Source organism: Shuttleworthella sp., assembly GCF_057251025.1.
Genome location: NZ_DBHIDN010000003.1, coordinates 96,061 through 112,617, shown reverse-complemented (window position 1 = coordinate 112,617; position 16,557 = coordinate 96,061). Strand labels below are relative to the sequence as shown.

The 16,557-nt window shown below is 54.7% G+C and carries 15 protein-coding genes and 1 other RNA gene; all 16 read left to right on the top strand.

Going from position 1 to position 16,557, the window contains the following annotated elements:
- The first annotated feature begins 108 nt into the window (after positions 1-108).
- The 16 genes from recA to ACO5R6_RS01590 all read left to right on the top strand — a co-directional run bounded on the left by recA (position 109) and on the right by ACO5R6_RS01590 (position 16,556).
- Entirely contained in the window at positions 109-1,152 is a 1,044-nt protein-coding gene (gene recA, locus ACO5R6_RS01665) for a recombinase RecA (protein WP_485625438.1), read from the top strand.
- Positions 1,149-1,763 carry a regulatory protein RecX gene (locus tag ACO5R6_RS01660; protein WP_485625437.1) on the top strand — a complete coding sequence of 205 codons (615 nt, stop codon included), beginning with the start codon at positions 1,149-1,151 and terminating at the stop codon, positions 1,761-1,763. The genes recA and ACO5R6_RS01660 overlap by 4 nt, the downstream gene beginning before the upstream one ends.
- 99 nt (positions 1,764-1,862) lie before the next feature.
- The gene (gene rny / locus ACO5R6_RS01655; RefSeq protein WP_485625436.1) at positions 1,863-3,416 is read left to right on the top strand and encodes a ribonuclease Y; all 1,554 of its coding nucleotides are present in this window, start codon (positions 1,863-1,865) and stop codon (positions 3,414-3,416) included.
- A gap of 110 nt (positions 3,417-3,526) precedes the next feature.
- On the top strand, positions 3,527-4,543 hold the full coding sequence (locus ACO5R6_RS01650; protein WP_485625435.1) for a deoxyguanosinetriphosphate triphosphohydrolase: 1,017 nt from the start codon (positions 3,527-3,529) through the stop codon (positions 4,541-4,543).
- 9 nt (positions 4,544-4,552) lie between these two features.
- Positions 4,553-6,478: a DNA primase gene (gene dnaG, locus ACO5R6_RS01645; RefSeq protein ID WP_485625434.1), complete on the top strand. Its 1,926-nt coding sequence runs from the start codon at positions 4,553-4,555 to the stop codon at positions 6,476-6,478.
- A gap of 844 nt (positions 6,479-7,322) precedes the next feature.
- The gene (rpoD, locus tag ACO5R6_RS01640; RefSeq protein ID WP_485625443.1) at positions 7,323-8,552 is read left to right on the top strand and encodes an RNA polymerase sigma factor RpoD; all 1,230 of its coding nucleotides are present in this window, start codon (positions 7,323-7,325) and stop codon (positions 8,550-8,552) included.
- Between the two features lie 2 nt (positions 8,553-8,554).
- Positions 8,555-9,262 carry a tRNA (adenine(22)-N(1))-methyltransferase gene (locus ACO5R6_RS01635; protein ID WP_485625433.1) on the top strand — a complete coding sequence of 236 codons (708 nt, stop codon included), beginning with the start codon at positions 8,555-8,557 and terminating at the stop codon, positions 9,260-9,262.
- A 36-nt stretch (positions 9,263-9,298) separates the two neighbouring features.
- Entirely contained in the window at positions 9,299-10,147 is an 849-nt protein-coding gene (locus tag ACO5R6_RS01630; RefSeq protein WP_485625432.1) for a Nif3-like dinuclear metal center hexameric protein, read from the top strand.
- A 63-nt stretch (positions 10,148-10,210) separates the two neighbouring features.
- Positions 10,211-11,890: a uridine kinase family protein gene (locus ACO5R6_RS01625; RefSeq protein ID WP_485625431.1), complete on the top strand. Its 1,680-nt coding sequence runs from the start codon at positions 10,211-10,213 to the stop codon at positions 11,888-11,890.
- A 126-nt stretch (positions 11,891-12,016) separates the two neighbouring features.
- Positions 12,017-12,351, top strand: an RNA gene (gene rnpB / locus ACO5R6_RS01620) — RNase P RNA component class A.
- A 206-nt stretch (positions 12,352-12,557) separates the two neighbouring features.
- A complete protein-coding gene (locus ACO5R6_RS01615) occupies positions 12,558-12,905 on the top strand; it encodes a hypothetical protein (RefSeq protein ID WP_485625430.1) in 348 nt (115 codons plus the stop codon).
- Between the two features lie 168 nt (positions 12,906-13,073).
- Entirely contained in the window at positions 13,074-14,450 is a 1,377-nt protein-coding gene (locus tag ACO5R6_RS01610; protein ID WP_485625429.1) for a glycosyltransferase family 2 protein, read from the top strand.
- Positions 14,451-14,452: 2 nt separating this feature from the next.
- A complete protein-coding gene (locus ACO5R6_RS01605; RefSeq protein WP_485625428.1) occupies positions 14,453-14,752 on the top strand; it encodes a YerC/YecD family TrpR-related protein in 300 nt (99 codons plus the stop codon).
- A complete protein-coding gene (locus tag ACO5R6_RS01600; RefSeq protein ID WP_485625427.1) occupies positions 14,749-15,255 on the top strand; it encodes a DUF5721 family protein in 507 nt (168 codons plus the stop codon). The genes ACO5R6_RS01605 and ACO5R6_RS01600 overlap by 4 nt, the downstream gene beginning before the upstream one ends.
- A 106-nt stretch (positions 15,256-15,361) precedes the next feature.
- Positions 15,362-15,565, top strand: coding sequence for a cold-shock protein (locus ACO5R6_RS01595; RefSeq protein WP_485625426.1), 204 nt, complete (start codon positions 15,362-15,364; stop codon positions 15,563-15,565).
- Positions 15,566-15,716: 151 nt separating this feature from the next.
- Positions 15,717-16,556 (top strand): DegV family protein, encoded by an 840-nt coding sequence (locus tag ACO5R6_RS01590; protein WP_485625425.1) that lies wholly within the window; start codon positions 15,717-15,719, stop codon positions 16,554-16,556.
- The last annotated feature ends 1 nt before the right edge of the window (position 16,557 follow it).

The following is a 16,557-nucleotide window of genomic DNA, read 5'->3' as shown; positions in this document are numbered from 1 at the left end:
GGGAGAATAGAAATGCTTAAATGCCGTTGACATCTATCTGAAACAGCATTAAGATAAACAAGAAACTCGAACAACTGTTCGCAAACGAATGTTCAAGAGGAGCAGACCATGGCAGCAGAGGCGAAGGCAAGAGAAGAGAAGCAGAAAGCGCTGGAGGCGGCGATCACACATATCGAGAAGCAGTACGGCAGGGGATCGGTCATGAAGCTGGGCGAGAGCGGCCAGCACATGAAAGTAGAGGCCGTCCCCACCGGGTCTATCAGTCTGGACCTGGCCCTGGGGGTCGGAGGCCTCCCCAAGGGGAGGATCATTGAGATCTATGGACCGGAGTCCTCAGGAAAGACCACAGTGGCACTCCACTGTGTGTCCGAAGTCCAGAAGAGGGGCGGAATTGCCGGATTTATTGATGCGGAGCACGCATTGGATCCGGTCTATGCCAAGCACATCGGCGTCGATATTGATAATCTCTATATCTCACAGCCCGATAACGGGGAGCAGGCCTTAGAGATCGCAGAGACCATGGTTCGGTCGGGCGCTGTCGACATTATTGTTGTTGACTCAGTGGCCGCGCTTGTACCCAAGGCGGAGATTGAAGGGGATATGGGCGACAGCCATGTGGGCCTGCAGGCCAGACTCATGTCTCAGGCCCTGCGCAAACTGACCTCGGTGGTCAGCCGGACCAACTGCATAGTCATCTTCATCAACCAGCTGCGTGAGAAGATCGGAGTGATGTTCGGAAATCCGGAGACGACGACAGGAGGCCGGGCCCTTAAGTTCTATGCCTCTGTTCGCCTGGATGTCCGCCGGACGGAAGCGATTAAGCAGGGGGGAGATGTGATCGGCAATCACACCAGAGTCAAGATTGTCAAGAATAAGGTGGCTCCCCCCTTCAAGCAGGCGGAATTCGACATCATGTTCGGACAGGGAATCTCCAGGTCCGGTGATATCCTGGATCTGGCGGTTGATATTGACATCATCAATAAGTCAGGGGCCTGGTACGCCTATGAGGGAGAGAAGATCGGTCAGGGCAGGGAGAATGCCAAGACTTATCTGGAGGAACACCCCGACCTGATGGCCAAGATTGAGGGGCTGATCAGGGACCACTATGCCCTCGGGGAAGAGACAGGCCGGGAGGATGAGGAAGAAGCGTGAGTTTTGTGATCATATCCATTGAGCCGGTGGGGAACCGGCGGCAGAGGGTCTGTCTCGATCAGGGGACAGACTTTCTCCTTTACCGGGGAGAAGTCGGTAAATACGGCTTGAAGCAGGGAGAGGTCCTGTCAGAGGACCAATATCAGTTCCTCGTCAGAGAAGTCCTATCCCCCCGGGCTGTCGGAAAGGCGATGCGGCTTCTGGAACAGAGAGACTACTCAGAGAAGGGACTGCGGGACAAGCTCATGGCAGCTTCTTACCCGGAGGAGGCCGTCTGCCGGGCCATAGAATATGTCAAGCAGGCAGGCTATCTGGATGACAGCCGTCTTGCGGCCAGCTATGTCTGCTGTCAGCAGGAGAAAAAGAGCAAGAGGCGGATTGCCCTGGACCTCCTGCGAAAGGGATTTGACCGAGACCTGATCGATCAGGTCCTGGACCGGGAGTACGAGGCCTCTGAGGATGAACAGATCAGAGCCCTCTTGCGAAAGAAGCACTATGTCGCCGCCCATGCTGATCAAAAGGAGAAGGGGAGGCTCTATCGCTTTTTGGCTTATCGGGGATTTTCGTCTGCGGCGATCATGAAAGCCCTGCAGGAGATGGATGATTCTTGACTAATTTGTGTGAAACTAATAAGATTTACATATTGTAGACAACATTATGGATAGTCCATTTTGAAGCATACAATCACAATTTCATAAGGAGGTGCTCCCGTGGTTGCAATTTTCATTGCGGTATTGATTACCCTAGTAGTTGTAGCTCCGGTCACCCTGGCGATTGCGAACTCCATTCATAACAAGCAGGATGCTGAGACCATCAGCGGCGCTCAGGAGCAGGCGCGCAAGATCATCGACGAGGCCGTTACCGAGGCCCAGGCGAAGAAGCGCGAGGCTCTCCTGGAGGCCAAGGAGGACTCCCTGAAGACCAAGAATGAGTTGGAGAAGGAGATTCGCGAACGCAGGGCAGAAGTACAGCGCTCTGAGAATCGTATTCTGCAGAAGGAGGAGAACATCGACAAGAAGACCGATGCTCTCGCCAGAAGAGAACGGAGCCTGCACGACCGCGAGCAGAACATTGAGAAGGCTAAGGAAGAAGTGGCCGAGCTCAACGCAAAGAGGTTGCAAGAACTCGAGCGAATCTCAGGATTAACCTCAGAACAAGCCAAGGAATATCTGCTGAAGACTGTCGAAGAAGATGTCAAGATCGATGCTGCGAAGATCGTGAAGGAATCCGTCGCCCAGGCCAAGGACGAGGCCAACAAACGGGTGAGGGAAATCGTGGTGACCGCCATTCAGAAATGCGCGGTGGACCATGTCGCGGAGGCAACGATTTCCGTTGTCCAGCTTCCCAATGATGATATGAAGGGACGGATCATCGGTCGTGAGGGCCGTAATATCCGGACTCTAGAGACATTGACCGGGGTGGAATTAATTATCGATGATACGCCGGAAGCGGTTGTCCTGTCTGCCTTTGACCCCGTCCGTCGCGAAATCGCGAGAATTGCGCTGGAGCGTTTGATCGTGGATGGTCGAATCCATCCCGCCAGGATTGAGGAGATGGTCGAGAAGGCCAGCAGAGAGGTAGACAGTGCCATGAAGGAGGCCGGTGAGTCTGCCGCCATTGAGGTGGGGACGCATGGCCTGCATCCGGATCTGATCAAACTCTTAGGCCGCATGAAGTATCGTACTTCTTATGGGCAGAATGCCCTGCAGCACTCCGTTGAGGTCGCGCAGTTGTCCGGTCTTCTGGCTCAGGAAGTGGGCGTTGATGTTCGCGTCGCCAAGCGAGCAGGACTCTTGCATGACCTGGGCAAGGCAATTGACCATCAGGAGGGAATCACCGGCACGCATGTGCAGATCGGTGTGGAACTCGCCAAGAAGTATAAGGAGAGTCCGGTTGTCATCAATGCGATCGCAGCGCATCATGGTGATGTGGAGCCGGAGTCTCTTGTCGCGTGGATTGTCGCCGCAGCGGATGCCATCAGCGCAGCCCGTCCCGGAGCAAGACGCGAGTCTTTGGAAGCGTATACAGAGCGCTTACGGCAGTTGGAAGATATTACCAAGGAATTCAAGGGGGTTGACAACGCCTATGCCATTCAGGCGGGCCGCGAGATTCGCGTGAGTGTTGTTCCCGAGCAGATCAGTGATGCAGACATGGTCCTTCTGGCCCGCAATATCGCAAAGCGAATTGAGAGCGAGCTGGACTATCCCGGACAGATCAAGGTCAACTTGGTTCGAGAGTCTCGTGTCAGTGATGTTGCCAAGTAAGAAGAAGACCGATGCAAAGGCGTCGGTCTTTTTCTTTTGCATTCGGAGAAGGAAAAGAAGAACTTGTCCGGAATAAGAAGATAGAGGCACTGCCCGGGAGGAAAGACCAGATGAACATCCGCCAGGAGATGGAACTTCTAGAGGGAGAAATTCTAAGCCCCTATGCCACTCATAATGTGGATTCCAGGGGAAGGGAGAGGGAGGAGGAGCCCTGTGATATCCGCCCCCTCTTTCAGAGAGACCGTGACCGCATCCTTCACTCCAAGGCCTTCCGCCGTCTGAAGAACAAGACCCAGGTCTTTCTGACGCCGCTGGGTGACCACTACAGGACCCGGATGTCCCACACCCTGGAGGTATCTCAGAATGCGAGGACAATCGCCAAAGCGCTTCGGATGAATGAAGACCTGACAGAGGCAATTGCTCTGGGACATGATCTGGGACATACGCCCTTCGGACATGCCGGGGAGCGGGCCCTAAATGAGGTCTATCCGGGCAGATTTCGCCACAATGAGCAGAGCGTGCGGGTGGTTGATCTCCTGGAGAAAGACGGGCAGGGGCTCAACTTGACCTGGGAAGTCAGAGACGGGATCAGAAACCACCAGACCTCTCTGATGCCCCATACACCGGAGGGGAAGATTGTCCGGCTCTGCGATAAGATCGCCTATGTCTACCACGACATTGATGACGCGATCCGGGCCGAGATCCTCCATGAGGAGGATATTCCGGCAGACCTGCGCAGGACCCTGGGACAGACAGCCAAGGACCGGCTGGATACTATGATCCACAATGTGATCATCTCAAGCCGGAACACAGACGAGATCTGCATGTCCGATGAGATCTGGCAGGCCCTTCTGGACCTGCGCAAATTCATGTTCCAGAGTCTCTACACGAATCCCGTGGCCAAGTCGGAAGAGGTCAAAGCCAAACGGATGTTGAAGATGCTCTATGAGTATTACACAAATCATTTTGAAGAGATTCCCGATAAATACCGCAGGATTGCAGAGCGGACCGGAGATGACAGGGGACGGATTATATGTGACTATATCTCCGGTATGACAGACCAGTACGCGGTGACGAAGTTCAGCGAGTTCTTCCTGCCCAAGGCCTGGGAGGTGGACGGATATTAAGGAGTTATCGTGCCATATTATTCAGATGAAATAATTGAGCAGGTCCGGGAGGCCAATGATATTGTCGATGTCATAGGTCAGTATGTGGGACTTAAGAAGACGGGATCAGGCTATGTGGGCCTCTGTCCCTTTCACAACGAGAAGACGGGGTCCTTCCACGTCAATCAGAGCCATCAGTTTTACCACTGTTTCGGCTGCGGCGCGGGGGGTAATGTCTATAACTTCCTGATGAAGTATGAGAATATGACCTTTCCGGAGGCTGTAAAGAGCCTGGCAGACCGAGCCGGTATTGTCCTTCCCGAGCGGCAGATGAGCAGAGAGGAACAGGCCAGAGCCGACAAGAAAAGCCTGCTCCTTGAGATCAACCGGGAGGCGGCGAAGTTTTATTTCGCCCTATTGCGAAGCGAGGAGGGAGCAGCTGCCAGGGACTATTTCAAGAGTAGGGGACTGACCGAGGAGACCATGCAAGCCTGGGGACTCGGCTACACGGGAAGCCACTCGAATGCGCTCTTTCGCTATCTGAAAGGGAAAGGCTATGAGGATCGCGATCTGGTCGACTCCGGCCTCATTGCCATTCATGAGAGAAGGGGGCCGCATGACAGGTTCTGGAACCGGGCGATCTTTCCGATTATGGATCAAAGGAGCAAGGTCATTGCCTTCGGCGGTCGCATCATGGGAGAGGGAGAACCCAAGTATTTAAACTCCCCGGAGACTATGATCTTCAACAAGAGCCGGACCCTCTTCGGACTCTTCCTGGCCAAGAAGACCCGCCGCCAGCAGATGATCCTCTGCGAGGGCTATATGGATGTGATCTCCATGCATCAGAATGGCTTCGACAACACGGTCGCCTCTCTGGGGACGGCTCTGACCGAGGGACATGCGCAGATCTTAGGGCGTTATACAAGGCAGGTCTATCTGTCATACGATTCCGACCAAGCCGGTGTCAAGGCCGCCCTGCGGGCCATTCCCATTCTGAAGAATGCGGGAATCCGCTGCAAGGTGATCAATATGCAGCCCTATAAGGATCCGGATGAGTTTATGAAAAATCTGGGACCGGCGGCCTATGAGAAGCGGATCGAGGAGGCGGAGAACGCCTTCATGTTCAGCATTCGCATGTTGGAGAGGGATTATCAGATGGATGATCCGGAGTCGAACGCGGAGTTCTTCAAAGAGGTTGCCCTGCAGATCAGCCATTTTCCGGAGGAGATTGAGCGAAGCAATTATATCAGGGCGGTCGCAGACAAATATCACAGAAGTGCCGATTCGATCAATCAGCTGGTGATTCGAATGGCTTCCTGTGAGGGGCTTCTGATGGAAAAGAGAAAGAGGACGGCCGGTAGCTTTGCCATGGCAGATGCTTATGCGGAGGCAGAGGATGAGATGGAAGCCGCCTACAGAGAGGCCAATGGAGGCTATGATCCGGGCATGGACTTGTCCCCTGACCGGGTGATGCAAGGCGGGGCGAGAGAAAGAGGAAAACCCCGGGAGAGGGGGGTGCGCCAGTCGCAGAGACTGCTTCTGACCTGGATCACAGGAGATCCGGCCGTCTACCGGGCGATCAAGGCCTACCTGGGACCGGAGGACTTCGAGGAAGGGATCTACCGGCAGGTGGCCGGAGAGGTCTGGAGCCAGGCTGAAGAGGGAGAAGTTCACCCCGCCCGGATTATGGACCGTTTTCAGGAGGAGGACGAGGAGACCCAGCGGGAGGTCGTCAAGATATTCAACACTACGGTCGGCGGGCTGACAGAGCGTACCGATCAAAGCAAGGCCTTAAAGGAGATCCTCTTTCGGATCAAGCGGGCAGCCATGGACCGTAAGAGAGAGAAGGGGAACACAGCGGATCCCAACTTTCTGACAGAAATGATTGAGGAGAAGAAAAAATTACAGGAGATGAAGCATATCAGCATCGACCTGAATGAAAAGAAGAGGAGATAAGATGGCAAGCAAGAAGCTGACTGAGGACGCAAGAGGCAAGGAGACCGCAGAGCAGGAGGTAAAGAAGACGAAGGCTAAGACCGGCGAGAAGGGAAAGGTCAAAAAGACTGGGACAAAAGGAACTGCGGTAGCCGCAGACAAGCCGGAGGAGGCCAAAAAGACGACGGCTAAGCCAGCCAAGTCCACCAAGCCCGCCGAGGCTGACAAGACGACAAAGTCAGCCAAGCCCGCCAAGACCACAAAGTCTACCAAGCCTGTCAAGGCTGACAGCGAGGAGCAGGAGACTAAGGAGAAGGAGACCGAGAAGACGACGGCCAAGTCTGCCAAGTCAGACAAGCCCGCCACGACAGCAAAGTCTGCTAAGGTCACAAAGGCAGCCGAGGCTGACAGCGAGGAGCAGGAGACCAAGAAGACGACGGCTAAGCCAGCCAAGTTAGCTAAGTCAGCCAAGCCCGCCACGACAGCAAAGTCTGCCAAGGCCACAAAGGCAGCCAAGACAGAAAAGGCTGACAGCGAGGAGAAGGAGACTAAGGAGAAGGAGGCCAAGAAGACGACGGCCAGGCCCGCTAAGTCAGCTAAGTCCGCCAAACCAGCAAAGTCTTCCAAGACTACAAAGGCAGCCGAGGATGACAGCGAGGAGAAGGAGGCTAAGGAGCAGGAGACTAAGGAGAAGGAGACCGAGAAGACGTCGGTCAAGCCAGCCAAGTCAGTTAAGTCCGCCACGACAGCAAAGTCTGCTAAGGCCACAAAGGCCGCCAAGACGGATGGCAAGCAGGACAAGAATGATTCAAAATCGAAAGCGCAGGCGGAGAATGAGGGAAGCAGCGAGGTGACCGCTGCAGAGATGTACAGTCGCCTGGGAGACCTGGTGGATCTGGGCAAGAGCAAGAAGAATATCCTGGACTACGCCGAGCTGGAGGAGGCTTTTCCGGAGTTTAAGGACAATGAGGACAAGATGGACATCATTCAGGACTACCTGGAACAGTCCGGCGTCGATGTGCTCAAGATGGACGAGGATGATCTGAGCCTAGAGGAAGATCTGCTGATCGAAGAAAATGACGATGAGGAAGAGGATAAGGAGCCGGAAGTCGACATTGCGGCTCTGACCACAAGTACGGATGCGGTGAATATCGATGATCCGGTTCGGATGTACCTGAAGGAGATCGGCAAGGTGCAGCTTTTGACTGCGGAGGAAGAGGTAGATCTCGCACAGAAGATGGAGGCAGGCCTCAAGGCCGATGAGCAGATTGAGCTATTGCGTGAGGAGATCCGATCCGGCGACTTGTCCGAAGAGGATGTCATGAAGCTGGAGGCCCAGATCAAAATCTTAAAGAATGATTCCGCGGTCGGCGAGCGGGCCAAGCAGAAACTGGCTGAGGCCAACCTGCGCCTGGTGGTATCGATTGCCAAGCGCTATGTGGGCCGAGGCATGCTCTTTCTCGACCTGATTCAGGAGGGGAACCTGGGATTGATCAAGGCGGTCGAGAAATTCGACTATACCAAGGGATATAAGTTCTCGACCTATGCAACCTGGTGGATCCGCCAGGCGATCACTCGTGCCATTGCAGATCAGGCCAGAACCATCCGAATTCCCGTGCATATGGTAGAGACCATCAATAAGCTGATTCGCGTCAGCCGTCAGCTGCTGCAGGAACTGGGCAGAGAACCGGTGCCGGAAGAAATCGCCAAGGAGATGGAGACGACCCCGGACCGGGTCCGCGAGATCCTGAAGATCTCCCAGGAACCGGTCTCCCTGGAGACCCCCATCGGGGAGGAGGAAGATTCACATCTGGGTGACTTCATCCAGGACGAGAATGTTCCCGTCCCCGCGGAGGCGGCTACATTCACCCTGCTCAAGGAGCAGTTGGGCGAGGTCCTGGATACGTTGACCGAGCGTGAGCGCAAGGTTCTGATCCTGCGCTTCGGTCTGGAGGACGGCAGGGGACGCACCCTGGAGGAAGTCGGCAGGGAGTTCAATGTGACGCGCGAGCGGATCCGGCAGATTGAGGCCAAGGCCCTGCGCAAGCTGCGTCATCCATCCAGGAGCCGCAAGCTCAAGGACTATCTGGAGTAAGTATGGCGGTCAAGTTATCGAGGCGGATGCGGGCCCTGGCAGACCTGGTTGTCCCCTGCCAGAGCCTGGCGGATGTGGGCTGCGATCACGCCTATCTGAGCCTCTTTCTGGTTGAATCAGGCAGGGTCCGGCGGGCCCTTGCCATGGACATCCGACCCGGCCCCCTGAAGCGGGCCAGACAGCATATCGCAGAAGCGGGGATGGAAGACCGGGTCGAGAGCCGTCTTTCCGACGGTCTGCAGGACTACCGCCCCGGGGAGACAGAGGCGATCTTGATCAGCGGGATGGGGGGAAACCTGATCCGAAAGATCCTGGAGGCGGATCTGGATGCGGCCAGGGCGGCCGGGCAAATCATTCTAGGCCCACAGTCGGACTTGCCCATGCTTAGGGCATGGCTGCTTGATCGGGGCTTTGTCACACTCGCGGAAGACCTGGTCGAGGAGGACGGAAAGTGGTATCCGCTCGCCAGGATCTCTTATCAGGGGGAGGGCAGGAGGCAAGTGCCCTGGACTCCGGAAGAACTGGCCTATGGGAAGCTCCTGATTGATCAGGGTCACCCCCTTCTGGCAGCTTATTTGAAGAGGGAGGCAGAACTTCTCGCAAAGATCCTGGATCATTTGCCCGAGGGCCGGTCCGGGCGGAGGGAAGAGATCTTGCTTCGCCTGGATTTAAATCAAAAGACTCTTTTTCGAATCAAAGAGCGAATCTAATATGGCGCCAAGCCGGCGCATTTTGAAGAGGCAAAGATGAAAGTCAGAGAAATTACAGATAAGATTGAAAAACGCATTCCCCGTCAGGCCGCCTTGGAATGGGATAATGTGGGCCTTCTGCTGGGGGATTTCGACTGGGATGTCCACCGGATCTATATCGCCCTGGACGCGACTGACCGGGTGATCGACCACGCGGTTGAGTCGGGCGCGGACATGATTATCACACATCACCCCATGCTCTATTCGCCGATCCGGTCTGTGACAGCAGATGATTTCGTGGGGCGGCGGATTATGAAGCTGATCAAGCATAAGATCGCCTACTACGCCATGCACACCAACTATGATGTCTGTGAAATGGGGGATCTGGCGGCAGATACCTTGGGCATGACCGGACTTAAGACCCTGGACGTCAGCTATGACGGGAGCGACATTGATGCTGTCGAGGCGGCGGGAGACGGAACGGATGCCATTTCACCGATTCGGATCAGCACTTCCATGGGAATCGGCAAGGTGGGGGAGACCGGGGACGCGATCGCACCCAATCTGCGCGACTACGCGAAGCGGGTCAAAGAGGCCTTCGGTCTGTCTCATGTCTGCGTCTTCGGGGATCCGGAGCGGGAGGTGCACCGGGTGGCCATCTGTCCGGGCTCAGGGAAGTCGGAGCTTGGCCTGGCCCTGGAGGCCGGCGCTGATACCTATGTCTCCGGAGATATTGACCATCACACGGGGATTGATGCGGTGGCGCAGGGGCTGGCCGTCATCGACGCCGGTCACTATGGGATCGAGCATATTTTCATCGAACACATGGCCATGACATTAAGAGCCCAGCTGGCGCAGGTAGATGTGCTGACAGAACCCATGAGAGAGCCGGTCTGGCTGGTCTGATTGCCATTTGCGCCGCTGCGAGTCCGTGTAGCTGATGAAAAGAGATCAGGGGGGAGAAGACGTATGCGAATCGAGATAGAGGGAGAGCAGCTGCAGTATCCGGAGGGGACGACCCTGCTGGAGATTGCGAGGGAAGAACAGGAACGAAGACCGCAGGTCTACGGGGAGGATATAGTCCTTGCGGAGGTTGACCACCATCTGCGGGAACTCAACTATGTGGCCGGGGAGGGAGAGAAGATCCGATTTCTGACCAGTGTGGACAAGAACGGCCGCCGGGCTTATCGAAGGAGCCTCATTCTCCTCATGCAGGCCGCGGCAGACCGGCTTGCCCCCAAAGGGCATATCGACATCCGTGTGGAGCATTCACTGGGACAGGGCTACTTCTGCCATATCTACATCCGGGAGGAGGGAGAATACAGGCTCCTCTCGTATCCTGAGCCCCGGATGCTTGAAGAACTCAAGGAGCAGATGCTGCAGCTTGTCGTAGAAGACCGGCCGATCATCAAGCGGTCTGTCGCGACAGACCTGGCAAGGGAGTATTTTCGCAGGGAGGGACTGAGCGATAAGGTAAGCCTCCTTCGCTATCGGATGGACTCCCACACAAATCTCTATGACCTGGACGGGATCAGCGACTATTTCTATGGCTATATGATCCCATCGACTGGCCTGCTCAAGTACTTTGACCTGCAGATATTTGCGGATGGATTTATGATCCTCTTTCCCTACAAGGAAGGGAAGAAGGTGGCTGATTTTGAGCCGGCGATGAAACTCTTCGATGTGCAGGAGAAGTCCGGCAACTGGTCGGCCAGACTAAATATACCGTCCGTGGGAGCCTTGGATGACGCTATCGCCGCGGGGAGAATCCGGGAGATTATCCTGGCCCAGGAGGCCCTGATGGAGGAGCAGATCGGGAATATTGCTTCCCGTATCATTGACACCGGTCGGCGTGTCGTCATGATCGCCGGGCCGTCTTCCTCCGGCAAGACCACCTTTTCCCACCGCCTGGGGACCCAGCTGATGGCCAGGGGCTTCACCCCGCATCCCTTCCCCCTGGACAGCTACTACCGCGGAAGAAGCCAGGTGCCTTTGGACGACAAGGGGGAGAAAGACTTTGAGGCCATTGAGGCTCTGGACATCGAGCTGTTTAACCGCAATATTACAGACCTCTTTGCCGGGAAACGGGTTCTCCTGCCGGAGTATAATTTCACGACAGGGAAGCGGGAATACCACTCCAGGTATATGGAGCTGGGAGAGAGGGATATCCTTCTGATTGAGGGGATTCACGGGCTAAATGACCGGCTCTCTTACTCCATTCCGGCCTCTATGAAGTACAAGATCTATATTTCCGCCCTGACCCAGCTCGGAATTGACGAGCACAACCCCCTGTCGACGACGGATGGCAGGCTTCTGCGCCGGATTGTCCGGGACGCGAGGACTCGGGGGACGTCTGCGGCGGATACGATTGCCATGTGGGATTCGGTCCGCCGGGGGGAGGAGAGCGGGATCTTTCCCTTCCAGGAAATGGCGGATGAGATGTTCAATTCCGCCCTCATCTATGAGATCGGCGTGCTCAAACTCTATGCGGAGCCCCTGCTCTATGCCATTGAGAAGGAGGACCCTGCCTATGCGGAGGCGCACCGCCTGCTCAAGCTGCTGGACTATTTCCTTGCCATACCGACCGAGGATATCGCCAATAATTCTCTGATCCGGGAATTTATCGGGGGCAGCTGCTTCCGGGTATAGCCGGGTATAGCCGGGGGCTTCCCACTTGCGGGATGGCCTTTTGTCAGGGTATAATACTGGACTGAAAGTAAGGCATGTGATCGCTGCCGTATGCAAGAGAGCCGGTTTCGGCGTCAGATCTTGCCAAGAGGGAGGCTCTGTCGAACCTCAGAATACGGGAGAGGAAAGTCCGGGCTTCACAGGGCAGGATGCCGGCTAACGGCCGGTGGAGGCGACTCCCAGGACAGTGCAACAGAAATATACCGCCGGGAGACAACCCGGTAAGGGTGGAAAGGCAGTGCAAGAGACTACCGTGCGGCTGGCAACAGTCGTAGCCATGTAAACCCCATCCGAAGCAAGACCAAGCAGGAGCGATGACGCGGCCCGCCAGCTCCAGGTTGGTTGCTTGAGGCGGCTGGCAACAGTCGTCCTAGATAGATGATCACACCAGACATAACCCGGCTTATCGCCTTACTTTCAGCTTTGCATGATATGAGACCGTTCTTCCTTCGGAGACCGGTCTTTTTGTGTGGAAAACCGTAAGGCTTATGCGAAAAACAACATAATAAACAAAGAACAAAATAAAAATATGATAAAAATGCAGATAGATATTTTTATTCCGGCAATTATAATTATATTTAAGAGATAACAAAAAATTGAACGGATTTGTTATCGTGAAAGGAGACCTATGCTAGACGGTATCATGTGTATAGGAATACTATGTTTATCCATCCTGTATGAATTTGCAAGACGATGGGCGCTTGAGCTTGCAAGTCATACCTACAACGCAACTTTCAATCTGATCCTGGAAACGGCAGGCATTGCGCTTCTGTTCTTTTTGATTGCCCGGATGTCAAGTAAGCTCAAGAGCAAATTGATGATTGCGGGAACGATTCTTGCTCTTTTGATATGGCTTGCGGTGGATTATTGCTGCGTGTGGGGAATACCTGCCGCATCCTGCGCGGTGATCGGAGTTCTGATTGCCCGCCTCCTGCAATTGCAAGGTGAAAGCCGTCGGAAGAAGATTCGGCAATAAAAGGACATTCAAACAAGAGGGTTACAGCAGACGCCGGGACCTGCCTTACAAAAAATTAAGATAAGTTTAATAGAGTACTTGCGGGGGATCCGATATAATAGGGCCTATCAATTGCTTTTTGAAATGGTCCAGTGAGGAAGATGCATGCCCCGTATTGAAGGAATAATTGTGCTGCTGATACAATTTCTGGCAGTGATTCCCAGCATTTGGCTGGCTTTTGTGGCTATTTGGGGTTTAAGCCGCAGAAAGAAGCTTTATAAGCCCGCAGAGGGACAGGATCGGTTTGCGATTATTGTCTGCGCGCGAAATGAGGAGGCGGTCATTGACAAACTCCTGACCAGCCTCTTACAGCAGAAGTACCCCAAGGATAAGATACAGATCTTTGTCCTGGCGGACCACTGCACGGACAGAACGGCCCGGGTTGCAGCAACATTTGAAAATGTCGTTGTGATGGAGCGGTCGGACGGCCCCACCAGGGGCAAGGGCGATGTCCTGGCCTGGGGCATACGACGCATTCTCCGGGAGTATGGGGAGACGATCGATGCCTTTGCCTTCTTTGACGCGGACAACATTGTCCGGGATGATTATCTGATTCATATCAATGATATGCTGCAGGCGGGAGAGGAGATTGTGCAGGGAAACCGCCTGGGCGGCGGCCCCTATAAGACCTTCGTCACCAAGTGGTTCGCGATTTACTGGATGGTCTACTCCTTCCTCTTCTCCTATCCCAGACAGAAAATGGGGCTCTCCGCCTTCCTGACCGGTACAGGCTTTGCGGTTCGAAAGGAAGTCCTGTCGGCCGGATGGAGGACATCCTCTCTCACGGAGGACGTGGAATTCTCGGTGCAGCAGTGTCTGGCGGGAAGGAGGGTGGCCTTCTGCCTGGAGGCGGTGTGCTTTGACGAGCAGCCCTCTGAAGTCAGGGTTCTCTTCCGGCAGCTGATTCGCTGGTGCACGGGGTCCTATCAGATTCTGCGCCGCTATATGGGGGCCTGGATGAATGCCCTTAAGATTTCAAAGGAGGAGCCCTATCGAAGACGCACGACGGATAATCTGATGCTTCTGCTCCTGGGGCCGGCCAATTTTGTCGCTTTCTTCTCCAACCTGATCATGGTTCCCCTGACCTTCTGGTATTTTCCAAGTCTGGCGCTCTGGGGGCTTGCCCTGATCCTGATCGGAACGGAGATTGTCCTCATCTGTATGATCCGCTACTTCTATCACCGGGATATCCGGGCTTTTATGCCGGCCCTGCTCTCTATGCCGGTCTTCTTCTTCTTCTACAGCATCTGCTCGGTGATTGCCCTGGTGCACCCGGTCAGAAGCTGGAAGCGGATTGACCACAGCGGAATTGCCGCTCCGCAGGAGGCCAAGGCCCTGCCGACAAGGGCAGAGAAAAAGAGGATCGCAGTCGACGATGACAAGGAGGGGGTCTTGCATAGGAGCGAAGACACCTTCGTCCGGAGGGAGGATAGGGATTCCTCGGCTTCGGGAGAGAAGGAGGAGAGATTGCCGGGCGACAAGGCGAGAAAGCGCGGAGGATTGTGAACATGGCAAGAGCTCCCAAGAGGCCTCATGAGATGGAGATCTATGAGGCTATTCTGCTGCTTAGAACGCCGGAGGAGTGCTTTAAGTTCTTCAAGGATGTCTGCTCCGACCATGAGATGCGGTCGATGGAACAGCGCTATCATGTGGCGAAAATGCTGGATGAGGGCAGGACTTATCTGGATATCCAGGAGGAGACCAAGGCCTCTACTGCGACGATTTCCAGGGTGTCCAGAGTGTTTGAAGACGGAACCGGTGTGATTGATGACATCCTGTCCAAGATCAAGAGAGAGAAGAAGCTATGATTGCCTTGTGCTTTCCCAGCCAGGCCAAGATCATGCACAGCCTGCTTCTGGAGGAGCAATGGGACAAGTTTCCCCTGGCTGAGGCGACGATTCGCTCCTCCTTTGGCCTGGTTCTCGACGGACACCTCATTCGGGACTTTTATTCCGAGGATGAATGGGAGACCCTGCGCAAGGCCGGTTATCGGTGTCTGCCCTATGGCCGTCTGCGCAAAATCTGTCTGGAGGCGATCACGGGAAAGAAGACGCCCGCCTACTTCAAATTCGTCTTCCTGGCACCTCCGGGCCTGGTCCGGCAGCTGGCAGAGGAGGAAGGCAATGGAATCAATCCGAAGGATGTGGATGCCCTGGCCATGAATCTGATCTACCGGGAGGGGAATTTGCAGTTGATAACCGGGTCTTCCTATCATGTCTTCACAAGGGACAAGAGCCTGGACCGGAGATGGGATCGCTGGGTTTGTGACTTCCTGTCAAAAAATTATCTGGATTGGTCAGAACTCGCCTGAAATGCTTAGAATTGTGTGAAAACTATTGCAATTTTTCGCAGATTGTGCTATCCTCACCCTGTTGGAGTATTCTGTTCTGACATAGTTTTTGTATGGAGGTATAGGAATGGCAAAAGGGACAGTAAAGTGGTTTGATGACCGTAAGGGGTACGGTTTCATCTCTGATGAGGCTGGCAAGGATGTTTTCGTGCATTTTTCCAAGCTCAACATGGAGGGGTTTAAGACCCTGAAAGAGGGAGCTAGGGTTGATTTCGAGGTTGAGGATTCCGACAAGGGGCCCCAGGCGGTCGATGTCACAGTTGTGGAATGAATCGGATTCTCTTGTGTGAATGAAGAGGAGAAGCAGCAAGCCGGAGAAGCGGCAAGCCGCTTCTCTTTTTTCTTTGGCGAATCTGTTGTAGAATAAATCCAGTCTATGGTATTAGCTTGATAATCCCCGCGTTCAGTATAGGAGGCAGAGGATGTATAAGATTTTAATTGATTCCTGCGGAGAGCTGTCAGATCAGATGAAGGCCAGCGGGCATTTCGTGAATATTCCCCTGATCCTTCGTGTGGACAATGAGGAGATTATAGACGATGACCGCTTCAATCAGCAGGATTTTCTGGCCAAGGTGGCGGCCAGCTCCGGTGAGCCCAAGTCGGCCTGCCCCTCTCCGGACGCCTATATGAAGTTGATGGAGGAGGCTGCGGACCACATCTATGTTGTCACTCTCTCTTCCAAGCTGTCCGGCTCCTACGCCAGCGCGAGCCTCGGCAGGGAACTCTATGAGGAGGAGCATGGAGGGGACAAGAAGATCCATGTCTTTGACTCTAAGTCCGCCTCTGTCGGAGAGAGCCTGATCGGCCTTAAGATTGCGGAATTGGAGGAGGCGGGTCTGCCCTTTGAAGAGGTTGTGGAGAAGACCCAGGCCTATATTGAGCAAGAGCACACTTTCTTCGTCCTGGAGACTCTGGAGACCCTGCGCAAGGCCGGCCGTCTCTCAGGCCTCGCGGCGACGATCATCAAGGCACTCAATATCAAGCCCGTCATGGGATCTACGGAGGAGGGGTCCATTCAGAAATTGGGGCAGGAGCGGGGGATGACGCGGGCCCTGAACAAGATGGTCCGCTGCCTCATTGAGGCGACGCCCGATCCACAGAACCGCATCCTGGCCATCTCTCACTGCAACTGTCCGGAGCGGGCGCAGATGGTCAGGGCCCAGGTCGAGAAGATGGCGCATTTCAAGGAAATACTGATTCTGAACACCGCCGGGGTCTCTACCATGTATGCCAATGACGGCGGAGTGATTATGGCAGGTTAAG

Excerpts from the sequence above, each read along its gene's own strand:
- ACO5R6_RS01635 (WP_485625433.1), top strand. The coding sequence starts at position 8,555 with ATGGCGGTCAAGTTATCGAGGCGGATGCGGGCCCTGGCAGACCTGGTT.
- ACO5R6_RS01590 (WP_485625425.1), top strand. The coding sequence starts at position 15,717 with ATGTATAAGATTTTAATTGATTCCTGCGGAGAGCTGTCAGATCAGATG.
- ACO5R6_RS01650 (WP_485625435.1), top strand. The coding sequence starts at position 3,527 with ATGAACATCCGCCAGGAGATGGAACTTCTAGAGGGAGAAATTCTAAGC.
- rpoD (WP_485625443.1), top strand. The coding sequence starts at position 7,323 with ATGTACAGTCGCCTGGGAGACCTGGTGGATCTGGGCAAGAGCAAGAAG.
- ACO5R6_RS01605 (WP_485625428.1), top strand. The coding sequence starts at position 14,453 with ATGGCAAGAGCTCCCAAGAGGCCTCATGAGATGGAGATCTATGAGGCT.
- ACO5R6_RS01615 (WP_485625430.1), top strand. The coding sequence starts at position 12,558 with ATGCTAGACGGTATCATGTGTATAGGAATACTATGTTTATCCATCCTG.
- ACO5R6_RS01625 (WP_485625431.1), top strand. The coding sequence starts at position 10,211 with ATGCGAATCGAGATAGAGGGAGAGCAGCTGCAGTATCCGGAGGGGACG.
- ACO5R6_RS01595 (WP_485625426.1), top strand. The coding sequence starts at position 15,362 with ATGGCAAAAGGGACAGTAAAGTGGTTTGATGACCGTAAGGGGTACGGT.
- ACO5R6_RS01630 (WP_485625432.1), top strand. The coding sequence starts at position 9,299 with ATGAAAGTCAGAGAAATTACAGATAAGATTGAAAAACGCATTCCCCGT.
- recA (WP_485625438.1), top strand. The coding sequence starts at position 109 with ATGGCAGCAGAGGCGAAGGCAAGAGAAGAGAAGCAGAAAGCGCTGGAG.
- ACO5R6_RS01600 (WP_485625427.1), top strand. The coding sequence starts at position 14,749 with ATGATTGCCTTGTGCTTTCCCAGCCAGGCCAAGATCATGCACAGCCTG.